General features: G+C 35.8%; 6 protein-coding genes. All 6 read left to right on the top strand.

Translation table 11 applies throughout. The features are described 5' to 3' along the window. Window positions 1-6: 6 nt before the first annotated feature. Complete coding sequence (locus tag VQL36_RS11400; RefSeq protein WP_349249429.1) at window positions 7-5,316, top strand: hypothetical protein; 5,310 nt, start codon at window positions 7-9, stop codon at window positions 5,314-5,316. A 12-nt stretch (window positions 5,317-5,328) separates the two neighbouring features. Further along, window positions 5,329-6,627 (top strand): fibronectin type III domain-containing protein, encoded by a 1,299-nt coding sequence (locus tag VQL36_RS11395; protein WP_349249428.1) that lies wholly within the window; start codon window positions 5,329-5,331, stop codon window positions 6,625-6,627. A gap of 11 nt (window positions 6,628-6,638) precedes the next feature. Next, complete coding sequence (locus VQL36_RS11390; protein WP_349249427.1) at window positions 6,639-7,562, top strand: hypothetical protein; 924 nt, start codon at window positions 6,639-6,641, stop codon at window positions 7,560-7,562. Then, a complete protein-coding gene (locus VQL36_RS11385; protein ID WP_349249426.1) occupies window positions 7,562-7,696 on the top strand; it encodes an XkdX family protein in 135 nt (44 codons plus the stop codon). Before VQL36_RS11390 ends, VQL36_RS11385 begins: the two co-directional genes overlap by 1 nt. Window positions 7,697-8,626: 930 nt before the next feature. Next, window positions 8,627-9,007, top strand: a complete 381-nt coding sequence (locus VQL36_RS11380) for a phage tail protein (protein ID WP_349249425.1) — start codon at window positions 8,627-8,629, stop codon at window positions 9,005-9,007. A 17-nt stretch (window positions 9,008-9,024) separates the two neighbouring features. Next, a complete protein-coding gene (locus VQL36_RS11375; RefSeq protein ID WP_349249424.1) occupies window positions 9,025-13,659 on the top strand; it encodes a hypothetical protein in 4,635 nt (1,544 codons plus the stop codon). The last annotated feature ends 1 nt before the right edge of the window (window position 13,660 follow it).

The following is a 13,660-nucleotide window of genomic DNA, read 5'->3' as shown; positions in this document are numbered from 1 at the left end:
GTCCATATGCCACTTCAACCAGAAACGTTAACAAATCTGAACGGGTCTAAAAAAGTAGGTATCAATAAAATTGTTAAAGGGTTTACAGAAAGCACAAGAGCGTATCCAGAGAATTTTAACCAAGCGCTACAAACCTTAATCGATAACGACGTATCCCTCGAAGATGCTCAAGTGGGTTTAATTCGAAATTCCATTCATAGCGGATTCTTGGACATATCTGACCTAGAATTTGGAGAAAACAAAATTACATTAGTAGAAGAACAAGTAGCAAATATAAACGGTTATCTACTAACCATCCCAGAAGGCACAGAAATTGAACTACCAGAAGCACCAACAGAGGGAAAACGTGAGGACTTAGTTTTCCTTGAAGCTTGGTTCCCTATAGAGGGTAATGGGTATGAAATGAGTTGGAGGGTTAGAAGTGTTGCTGGGGTGGATTTTGAGGTATTTCCTGAAGGGATTGGGTATAGTTCTTCAGTAGCTATAGTAGCTACAGCTCAAGGAGGGAACGAAACTCCATTAGACGGTCACCCAGACTACAGAGCTACTTCTCATTTTGCTCCTGAATTTATTAGAAGAAGTTTAAGTAGTGGTGGAATTGGAATTAGTGATGTTGGTTTATATGTAGCAGGTCGAGGCAAAGCAAACGATATATCAAGTTTAAAAACATCAGACGGCTACGTCTATGCCATCCCAATGTTTCGTATCAAACGTAGAAATAGTGGAGGATATAACTCCAGTAATGGGAATGGTGCTAGGGAGTATAAAGAGCAGTGGCTATCATGGTCTGATTTTGGTGCTATCCCAACTAAAGATGAATTAGAAGTAACAATCAATAACAATGAAGTTGTTGACGAATGGGTGAGTGTTGGTGATCTTGTAAAAGATAACAGCGGTGTGTTATGGGGGATTATCACAAAAATTAATACTGATAGAAATAAAGTAGTTATCATGAACAATAATGGTAATTGGTCACAAACTGGTGGAACTATTCTAAGTATTTCAGACCGTCCAGACAACCTATACTCCAACATCATAGATCAACGTGACATCATCGACCTAAGACACAAAGTCAGTTTAACAGGCGAAGATTACAACAAGATTATGCAAGAAGAATTTAACCGACTCTTAGCAGGGGAAAACGGAAATGTTGGGATGAAGAAAGAGTATTTTGGGTTGGAGAAAGCACCGAGTTACATTGAACCTGAGTTGCAAGCTGTAAAAGTGAAAGGTAATGATGGGGTTGAACGTGAGTTAGTAAATTTGTTAAGTTATCGCGGAGATTTTGAACAAGATAGTAATAAGAACGGTATTCCTGATAGTCTATATTATTTTAATATTCAAGAGGGGGGTGTTTTAAGTACTTCTGAGGAAAGTGTTGATGGTGGGAAATCATTGCGAATCGATGCTAATGCTGGTGACATACATGCTACCAGAGGAGCAGACTTTAGATTTGGTGGCAAGTTAAATGGAAAGTATATTTTAGCCATCACGAAAACAAAATGTATAGGTAAAAATTCGACAAGCAGATTTTATTTATATGATGGCGAAAATAAGCTTGGTCTTGATAATTATATCACCGAAAGCCAAGAATGGGAAACAGCTTATGTTGCCGCATTAGTGCCAGAAGCCAATGATTTTCGTGTTATCCATTATAACTACTCCAATGTAGGAACTGTAAACTCAGTCTATTTCGATAAAACAAGAGTCTATGAAATTACAGAAGAAGAATATAACCTAATAGATGTAGATCCCGAATGGAAAGGGGATAAACTAGCAGAGAAGTTTCCTTATGTGAATGGCTATTCTAATGTTATTGAGAATTTGATACCTCCATTTTATGAGTGGGATCGTATCAATAATGATGCAACTATATTAAGTCCTTATGAATTGTATTTGAATCCTACTGGAACTTACAAATCAAGCAAAGTAAACATTAAGGTAGCTCCAAATACTGAGTATACTTTATTATTTCCTAAAATCTCAAGTCAACATTATTATGACATTGTGATGTATGATGAATCAGATAATCAAATAGACCAAAAATATAATGCTAGAGAAAATGCAGTTTTTACAACACCGAGTAATACTAAGAGTGTGTCTATTTTTCCTAGTAATGGGATAGATACGAGTGAGTATATATTTAAGAACCTAATGCTTATAAAGGGTAATCAGTTGGTCGAAATACAACCTTTCGTCCCATACGGAAAATGGTACGTCCCATATGACTATGCCAACCAAGAAACCAACACACGTTTTGACCTAACAGACCAAAAACGCATTCTATCAGATGCTCAAACAAGCCAAAAGGTGACCGATAAAATAGCAGTTTCATCGAATGACCATTTGAAGCATATTGAAGTTACTCAAGCTACCGAAGGTGCTTGGTCAACAGGAGATACGATTAAAGTTAAAGGATATGATGGAATTGTTAGTGGTGTGATAGATGAAGATACAGCAATCTCAGAGATTATTAGCTATGCAGATGGGCATATTCACAAGGATCTAACTTTAGATTCTACAAAATTTAAAGTAAGTGATGTGTCGAAACTTTCAATAGGAGATACTTATAATCTTTGGCAGCCAAACTACGATACAGATTATAGTCTCACTATTACAGTGATAGCTATAGATATTTTAAATAACATTATATCAACGGATGCAGAATACAACAGTACTGACATAAGTAGTTATTGGATTGTAGAAACCACACTAGACACATCAACACCAGTAGTCAAAGCAGACGGAATAAACGGAACATGGATGAATCTAGCAACGAGTGACGCAACATACACCATAGATACAGTTCCAAGTGATAATACAGCATCAATTATATTAGAATACAGTGTTAATTATGCAGGAGGTCAAGGAATTGAACATGTACCTAAGAACGTGCTGGAAGGTAAAGTAAATGGTCAGAAACTTGTTAAGTCTGATAATGGAATTGTGACGATTAAAGCTAATTTTGAAGGGAAGACACAAAATAATACGGATTTAAATCCTCATATGGCTAAAGAGAAGCACCATGCTAATGATATATCTATACCTAGTGCGATTACAGAAGAACATGGTGATAATGAGTATGATGATCTTTATTCCCTTGGTGGTGACATAAATATTGCCATTGCTGAAAACGGTGGAACTTGCCCTTTACACTTATTCTCATTCAACATCATACGAGCTATTCAAGACAAACTAGGCGAAGGGTTCTTTGAAGGTTGTGTGACGATTGAGGATAAGGTGCAGAGGGCGAAAGATAGGTTGCATTATATTTCTTTTTACTGGCACGGTTATGGTGAAAGCCCTAATGGTAATGTTGCATATCTAACAAAGTACAAAAATGGTGCTTGGGAAACAGGTGATTCGGTGTTTTCTCATGAAGCAGACGTTGTATCTATTTTGCAAAACAACATAGGGGCAACTATGCAGACAGCTATTGACTCAAACGGTTTCGTTCACTTCCTTGCTTACACTGATCCAAGTGATGGAGTAACCCCTAGCACTATTTACACAGATTACGTTGAGTTAGAAATACAAATCGATTTATCTGAAGCACGGTATGATGTGTTGGTTCCAGAAAATTCGTTTCCAGTGATGACTGAGAATTTACTTACACAGAATCAAGCGTTTCCTGTTGAGGTTGTATATGGAGTACAGAACAAAGCAGTATTAGAAATAAGTGATCTTGGAAAAGTGTCTTTATATATAGGTGAGGGTGCTAATTTAGGTAGTAGTCATAACATGGCTCGGTTTGATATGGATGTAATACCTAGTGGAAATGTAACATTTTCAGCAGATGTTGAAATTAAACAAGATTGCAGGATCGTAGCGAATTTATATGATAACGTCACATATTCGACTCGTACTGACAAAACAGTTAAAGCAGGGGACAAATTAAGGATTTCTGTTTCAAAGATGATTGACGAAAATTCAACTAGTAGAGCATTTTATTTATGGGCTAGTAATGTAGTTAATCCAGTTGAAGGTATGCACTTATTTGATTTTTCAAACCTAAAACTAGAAAAAGACATAAATCCTAACCCAATATGGACACCAGGACGCAAATCCAAAACTACGTTGAACTATTTAGGGAAGACGTTAGGAAATGATGTTAGTGTACCGCATAAATGGTTTTATTACACAGGACCAGATGCACCTAGTGTCGATATTTTGAGTGCTGAACACACTCAATTCGCACTAGATCAAATTGGAAAGCAAGACGGACAAATAGTTAGCTCCAGTGATAATCCTAGTGGGAGTACAAGATATGAGGTATTCGAATTCGACCTATCCCATTTAGGATTATCCTTATCCGAGCTAAAAGACAAACTTCGTAAACTTTCCATTTCATGGACTGGTTATGGTCAAGGTTACGATGGGAATGAATTGGCTTACGGAGCTAATGTGAAAATATGGAACACTGATACAGAAAATTGGAATGTAGCTACTTCTAACACTTTAGAAACACCATCAACATTAAGTCACTCAATTGCTAGCGATTTATCAGATAGGATCACCAACGACCAAAAAGTATACATCTTAGTTCACAGCACTCATCCAGCAGGAGCAAACTCAAACAGCATTGTATACACCGACTATATCAAGCTAGATGTAGAACTAAGTGAAGAAGTAGACTATGTAAAATCCAACGTAGTCAAAGTAAGAAAAGAAACCAAAGAATTAAAAATGGAATATCCAATTAAAGACTACCGTACAGGAATAACAGATAGTGTGGCTCTTTGGTATGAGTACGTTCCAGTACCTAAACCATTAGAATCGACTAAAAATGTAACGGTATTAGCAGAACGAGATGAAATATTAGTTTCAGACTTATCAAGTGCTGTAGGGGATAAACAAGGTATACATCATTGGATGAACCCACTTTACAGGGTTGGTAATGATTCATTAAAAGTGTTTGGTGAGTTTGGTTTTGCAAATATCCCATTAGCAGCAGACAGTAAGAATGTGAATGTTGGAAAGTCTATTCAAATCAATGGATCAGGATTTAAAGACTATTTTATAACTCAATATGGAATCTCCACCTTACAAAAGCCGATGGTTGGAATAATCGGTAATTTAGTTATGCATGAAAATGAGTTAAAACTATTTGTGGTGAGTATCTACAATGAAACTGGATTAATAGATACTTTTCAAAACGGTGTGGGGTTATTGCTACCGATTAAGGGTAAACCGTTAGTTAAATTAGATAAGGGTGAAAGAAATCCTGCTATTATACCTAATGCATGGAGAACGAAAACAGGAGAAATACAGGGGTACTTAGACCAAAACGGTGAGTTGATATTGACGTATCAATAGGGGGTGATATCTATGTCAACAAGCACTTCTTCAGGTCATTTTATAGACTTTAGTAGCGAAAAGGAAACGTTAACCAATGGATCAAGACCAGATTCATCATTGATTACTTTAGACTTTTACGATAATAATTACGTAAGAATTACACTGGATTATGAAATAGACAGATCCCATTATAGACGAATCATATCATATGATTTCACTCCACCTTACACAAGTGATGATTATGTAGATTCCGTAGAAATTAATGCTTATGATCGTGATGGTACTAAAACAACAACTTATCAGAGTGAAACTGATTATACCACCGAAAGAAATTATAGTGGTGACGTAAATCATTTACCTCCTAATTGTGTCCGAGTAAGTTGTGTAGTCGTTTTAGTCGATCCAGGAAGCACGTATAATTTTTCTAACACTTACAGAGGGGTTTGGCAACTAGTTTCTGAAATCAAGCAAGTCTCTCCACCTACTAATCTTAGAGTGACTGAAAATACAGGGAATACGATTTCTTTAGCATGGGATCAACCAATAGAACTATTAGATTTTGCTGGATATAAGGTGAGGTATGGTTCAAAAACGTATACCACAAGTGTTAATAGTGCAACATTTACTGTGCTTGAAGGTGAAACTTATACCTTTAATGTAATAGCGTATGACATTTACGATGAAGAATCTACAGGTGTAGAAATTATCGTTACAGCATTAGTTGAGCCTCCAAGTAAACCAGAAAGCTTATCTATTGTAGGGTTTTCAGAAAATACAGTAGATATAATTTGGAGTTCTTCCACAGATAATGTTGGTGTTGTAGGTTATAGGATTTATTTAGATGACGTGCTAATCACAACTGTGACGATAACAAATTATAATTTTACTGGGTTAGAGGGAGGTACTTTGTATTCACTCTCTGTAAGTGCTATAGACGCAGCAGGGAATGAATCTGAAAAGAATAGCATTCAAGGTAAAACATTTTTTAAACATTCGAATTTAACTTTACCTAACGAGAATCCATATTTGAAAGAAGTTATTGATTTTATACGAGAAAAGGTAAATCAGTTTAGGACCAGAAATGGTCTTGATCCAATTAACTGGACAGACACAACGATTATTAAAAAATCAACTCCAATTAAGGCTACTCAATGGAATGAGATAGAAGATTCTATTTTAGATGTCTACACACAGTTAGATATAGAACTAAACAATAAAGAAGCAAAACAACAGTTTGAAGAAACCATAATCGCCAAAGATCAAAGCTATCCTTTACAACTACTACCAAGGCGAATTGAGAACATCATAAAAGCACTACAAAACAGTTAGGAGGGATGTAAATGGCTAATGTCATTATAAACAGAGTAACTAATTTAGTGACTGGAGTGGATAGGGAACCACAACCACTTGAAATTGAAATTGAGGATGTGCATATAGAAGGGTTAACCAAGCAGGTTCCATACATTATACAACGTCATAGAGTGGATTCAAATGGTAATCTATTATACTTGCTTCCACAGGAACCAATTGAAATACAAGAGGAGATCCCTAAAACGATAGAAACCACAGAAATTACAGAAAATCCAGTGATGGTAAATACACCAACTCAAATTCCCATTTTCAATGAAGATGGCACACAAAAGCAGTATGAACGTACAGTCAGAGGAGAAACAACAGAGGTTATAGATGAACCAGTCATGATTGAAGTGGAGCAAGATGGGGAATCGATGGAGAAACAGAAAACTGATGAGGACGGAAACCTTTTATATTGGGGACAAGTAGGAACAGGACAGATGATTAACTGTACCATGGTGGAATTAATCCTAAATCAGAAACAAGATCCAGAGGGCAATCTATTATATTACAAGGAAGTAACTGAAACTAGCATCACCTATGAAGATCAGGATCCACTAGAAGTCATAAAAGAGGATGAACGATGGACAGAAGAACTTGCGCCTGCTTTAGAAGATGTTGAACAGATTAAAACGGTGAAGTTTGAGGATCAACCTTCTGTATTTACTTATGATGACATTATCAATGCACCAAAGACTCCACTTACAGCAGAGCAAGAGATTGAATTGTTGAAATCTGAAAATGCCACACTTATTCTTGATTCATTACAAAAAGAGAGTCAAATAGAATCTCTAGAGCGTGAAAATGCCACGCAATTTCTTAATTCACTTGAAAAAGAAACCCAAATCGAAGAACTAGAAACAGAACTAGCAGGACTTACATTATCGTTAGTAGAGAGAGGTGTGATTTAATGGATTGGTTTAAAATCGTTCAAAGGTATTACCCAAAGTATTATAGTAAAGAAAATGTAAAAGTATTTGTTGAAAGAACAAAGATCACAGAAGAACAATATGAACAAATCGTAGGTGAACCATATACAGTATAGGTTCTATTTTTATGTATGGACTTGGGTTGGAACACATTTTCAAACAAGCAAGTCAGTTGTCTATACGAAATGAAGAGTTTGAACATAGAATATATTAACCCCCTAGCAATAGGAGGGTGTGCGCTCATAGAATCCTTCTACGGAAACCTCACTATTTATATAGTGGGGTTTTAAACTATGAAAAATGTGTACTTATACCAGAACACCAGTCCAGTCAAAGTAGATTTTCTGAACATAAATTCAAAGCCCTGCCTGGGTTCTTTAATGTTAAAGAAGGTGGATAGATTGGAATTAATCATGAAGCTAATAAAATGGCAGCTAGAAATGGCACATCAATCTATTGAGTATCTAAATGAAAAAGGTCTAGTAAATGATGGTTATTTTCGTTATGTTAGATCGATTATCAAATAAAACTTTGAAAGGTGAAAATTTAATATGCATACATTTTTAAAAAGAATCAAACAACCACATATATTATTAATGCTTGCCACATTAATTTATCAAGGGTTCGAGTTTTATGGTTATGGAATCGAACAAGAAACCTTTGATTTGACTACCTATAGATGTAATTACATATCTCGCACTTGGAGTTACTGTTTATAAATCAGATAAAAATAAGTTGATATAGAAGTGATACAAAAAGTGGCTTATACGAGTTTCAAATTGACATACTTAGTAGATCGATATAAAAGTCAAGAAACGGAGGATGATAAGAGGCACTTTTAAACATATTGAATCTCAACTTTATCCCAAAATAATTTGCGTACAGACGCCCACCTCTATAGGTGGGATCTTCAAATCAGGTGGAGTGTTTAAGCAAAGCTTAAACAAGTTCACTGTTACAAGGAAATCAAAAAAAGTAATAGTGAAATTACAAAGCATGAGAACGTACGTTCAAACAATTTATTTAATGAAGAGGTGGTTTAACACATGGCAAGTGTAAAAACAAACAAAGGCAGGGAGAAATTAGCAAAAGCTCATGCCGGAAATATCTCATTACCCAAAGTGACAAAAATCGTTTTCGGTACAGGAGGTACAGATGGGAATGGTACACCAAAATCGTTAACAGGGAATGAAAGTGCATTATTTAATCAAGTGATTTCTAAAAATGTAACGAAAAGTTTTCCTGACAACTACACCGCTAGATATTCTGTGAGTATAAATGCAGATGCTGACAATTTAATAGGTAAAAACATTAACGAAGCTGGTTTAATCGACGCAGACAACCATTTAGTCGCCATGAAAACCTTTACAAATAAAGGGTTAGACACTGGTACAACCATCGAATTTGATTACGATGCAGAATTTTAAGAAAGCGAGGTGTCCAAATGCCACTTCAACCAGAAACGTTAACAAATCTGAACGGGTCTAAAAAAGTAGGTATCAATAAAATTGTTAAGGGGTTTACAGAAAGCACAAGAACGTATCCAGAGAATTTTAACCAAGCGCTACAAACCTTAATCGATAACGACGTATCCCTCGAAGATGCTCAAGTGGGTTTAATTCGAAATTCCATTCATAGCGGATTCTTGGACATATCTGACCTTGAATTTGGAGAAAACAAAATTATATTAGTAGAAGAACAAGTAGCAAATATAAACGGTTATCTACTAACCATCCCAGAAGGCACAGAAATTGAACTACCAGAAGCACCAACAGAGGGAAAGCGTGATGATCTGGTGTTTTTGGAAGCTTGGTTTCCTATAGAGGGTAATGGGTATGATATGAGTTGGAGGATTAGAAGTGTTGCAGGGGTGGATTTTGAGAAGTTTTCAGAAGGGTTAACATTTAAACATGATAGTACAACTTATAATTTCACAGTACAATCACAAGGTAGTAATGAGATTCCGTTAAATTTTACTGACGGAACTTCTATAAGTGATAATTATATTCGATTCGGTTGTTTCTATGACACTTATAGCCGAGGTATTTCCTCTATAGTTGGAAAGAAACTCGGTCTTGATGATGTTGGGGTTTACTTAGCAGGTGATGGAACACAGGAATCCAAAGACATCCTACAAACAGCAGACGGATACGTCTATGCTATCCCTATGTTTCGTATACCACGTAGAAACAGTGGAGGATATAGCGTTGAGAATGTGAATGGGGCTAGGGAGTATGTAAATGGACTTGTAAGTTTCAATCTACAAGGTGGTACAGTGGCAGGTGAAGAAATTACTTCTATCACAGAAGATCCATTATATTCAGCATTAAAAGTGGGAGATTTCTTACAATATGATGGTAAATATGATTTAGCTGAAGTTATTTTTATAAATGGAGATGGCACAATAACATATTTACCACTAAGAGGTGGTTATGGATGGTCAGAAAGATATCATTCTCCTTCAGACCGTCCAGACAACCTATACTCCAACATCATAGATCAACGTGACATCATCGACCTAAGACACAAAGTTAGTTTAACAGGTGAAGATTACAACAAGATCATGAACGAAGAATTTAACCAACTCTTAGCAGGGGAAAACGGAAATGTTGAGATGAAGAAAGAGTATTTTGGTTTGGATAAAGCACCGAGTTTTGTTGAGGTGCAGCAAGAGAGCTATCCTTATGTGGTTGAGAATTTAATTGATATCGAAAGAGATGTTTCTTATGACGGTTTTATAGATGGAGGTGGATTATTAGGCGGTATAGGTGGTTATAGTGAAGTTTTAACTCTTAATACAGTGATAGGTCAAGAATATACTTTAACTTTTGAAATTTATAATACAAACATTAATTCTAGCTCTTTAACATATGGTTTGCAAAAGATTCCTGGATATTATTCACGAGATGAAAGTATTTATGTCAATACTTCAACCGAACCTTTTATACAGGTTTCACGTACATTCACAGCAGAACAAAATCAATATTATCTCACTTTAGGAAGAAATAGTATTAGAGTTGGGTACTTGCAGCTAACAAAAGGCTCTCAACCAAACCCTACATTCGTCCCTCACGGCAAATGGTACGTCCCTGCTGACTATACAAACCAAGAAACCAACACACGTTTTGACTTAACCGACCAAAAACGTATTCTATCCGATGCTCAAACTAGTCAAAAAGTAACCGATAAAATAGAAGTTTTATCGGACGAACATTTACCTCATATTGAAGTTACACAAGCAACAAAAGGTGTTTGGACAGCAGGGGATACGATTAAAATCACATGCAAAAATGGATTGTTTGGATTAATCGACACCGTAGATAATTCTTTTGCAAAAGTAGTTAGAGGGGATGTTAACAGTACTGTTTTATATCTGGATGATGTCAGTGAATTTTCAGTAGGAGATAGTTTTTTGATCGTTAAACCAAGTGGAGATATTTGGTCAGGCACAACAAGGTTTATAACTGCCATAAATTCAACTGAAAAAACAATACAATTTGAAGCAGTTCTTGGTGCAGATGTAGATGCAAATTCAGTAATTATAAAAAGTATTGTTAAGGCAGACGGAATTGTTGGTAAATGGGATGGTGTTTTAACAAACGAATCAACTTATACAATAATTACACCCCCAAATAATAATAAAGAAACACTTACTATTGAATATCGTGTTAACTATCCAGGTGGAAATGGAATTGAACATGTACCTACGGAAGTGTTAGAAGGTGAAGTTAACAGACAAAAGTTAGTTAAGTCTGATGATGGGATTGTGACGATTAAGGCTAATTTTGAAGGGAAAACGAGTGAGGATACGGATTTGATACCACATACAGCTCACCCTGAAAATGACCCAGTACTATTTACACCTAATGACAACTGGGGAGGAGAAATAGGACAATTTAGATATGATCCAATTATGAAACTTAATTCTGAAATTATGAGTACAACAAGTACAGCAACCGACGATATACCACAAATCAAATTCTCCTTCAACATCATCCGAGCCATCACCGACAAACTAGGCGAGGGATTCTTTGAAGGTTGCGTGACAATTGAGGATAAGGTGCAGAGATCGAAGGATAGATTGAAAAGCATTGGTTGTAATTGGTGGGGATATGGTGAGTGTCCGAATGGGAATAAAGCTATTTTAAGTGGTTGGAGAGATGATGATAAATCATGGTATTTTTACGAGCCTTCTACCCATACAAACAGTGCTGTAACAAATATTATTTTCGGTGTAAATATAAGCGATCATCCTTATTATATTGACGATAACGGTTTCGTCCACTTCTTAGCCTATACCGATCCATCTGACGGAGTAACCGCATCTATCATCTATACAGACTATGTAGAGTTAGAAATTCAAGTTGATGTATCTGAAACAGGATACGATGTGTTAGTACCTGAAAATGAGTTTCCAGTGATGAATGAGAATTTACTTACACAGAATCAGGCGTTTCCTGTGGATTTGCATGATTTTGAACATAGAGACAACGGTATCATAACAATAGAGGAAGATGGATTAGCAAAGTTGGAAGCATCTGTTTTGGGAGACGGAATAAGGGTTAGCGAACTCAATGAGGTGAAACTAGATGAAAGATATACGTTTAGTTTAGAAATTATTAATCCGACAAATGTAGAGTTCATGATTGAGTTATATTCAGTTGAAGGCGTTGGTACAGTATATCATTATCAAGAAGTGAATAATACAAATGGATTATTTGTGATTAATTTCTCTGGTGCAGTAACGTCAAATTTAAAATTTCAAATATATAGTAGGTCAAACAGTGCAGTTAGTTTCTCTATCAAAAACTTAAAATTGGAAAAAGGAATCAATGAAAACCCAACATGGAGCGAAGGACGAAAATCTAAAACCACGTTGAATTATTTGGGGAAAGTCGTAGGGGATGATGTTAGTGTACCACACAGGGTGTATATAGGAAAATATCCAGATTTAACCCCTGATGATATAAATGGAATTTGGGACGGTGGATATGTAGAGACTAATTATAATAATATCCAAATTCAAAACGGAAATTTAAATGTAACACGAACTGGTGAAGAAGGTAAAGTAGCTCAAACATTATTCGAATTTGATTTATCACATATAGGTCTATCCCTATCTGAACTAAAAGATAAACTCCGTAAACTCACCGTCTCATGGACTGGATACGGACAAGGTGATGATGGGAATGGATTAACTTATGGGGCAAAAATACAACAATGGGATACAAATGCTAAACAGTGGGTGAGTAATGGTTCTAATATGGAAAGTTTATCGTCTATTCCGACAACGATTAGCTCTATAATGTCATCAACTAAGTGGATCACCAACAATCAAAAAGTATACATCCTAGTCCACAGCACCCATCCAGCAGGAGTAAACTCAAACAGCATTGTATACACCGACTATATCAAGCTAGATGTAGAACTAAGTGAAGAAGTAGATTATGTAAAATCAAATGTTGTAAAAGTCCGTAAAGAAACCAAAGAACTTAAAATGGAATATCCAATTAAAGACTACCGAACAGGAATAACCGACAGTGTGGCTCTTTGGTATGAGCATGTGCCTTATCAGGGGTTAGAAACTAAAAATGGAAAGATACTTTCTTTATCAGATAATTTAGTAATAACAACAAGAGGAACTGGAAGTCCACATATAAATGAATACTCTGGTGCTTCTCCTCAAATACCTATTTTATCGTATAAATTGCCAAAGGGAACGAATATTTATGACCATATGCTTTTAAATGAAGCAATCATTTTAAATAATCATTCAACATACTCTTCCGCTAATATGCCGTTAATATTTATTCCAAAGATTAATCATTGGAAATTAGAAATTGGAAGAGATGTAGGATATTATACTAACTCAATTGTTCCAATAATTGGAGAAGATTTAGCTGTAAGCATTCCGCATTTAAGTATCGCATATGCTCTTGCCACAATAGAAGGTGAATTCCATTTAAGAGTATATACTAATTACTCAAATGGTAGGACATGTATAACTGGTGGCTCTGCAACTTACAGTGAAGTGGCAGATTACAAAGTAAAAGGAAATATTTTAATCAAGGAGGTGTAGC

The sequence above is a fragment of the Chengkuizengella sp. SCS-71B genome, assembly GCF_040100845.1.
In the GTDB taxonomy this organism is placed as follows: Bacteria; Bacillota; Bacilli; order Paenibacillales; family KCTC-33759; genus Chengkuizengella.
Note: the sequence above shows the minus strand (reverse complement) of the source record. Positions and strands in the feature narration are given on the sequence as shown.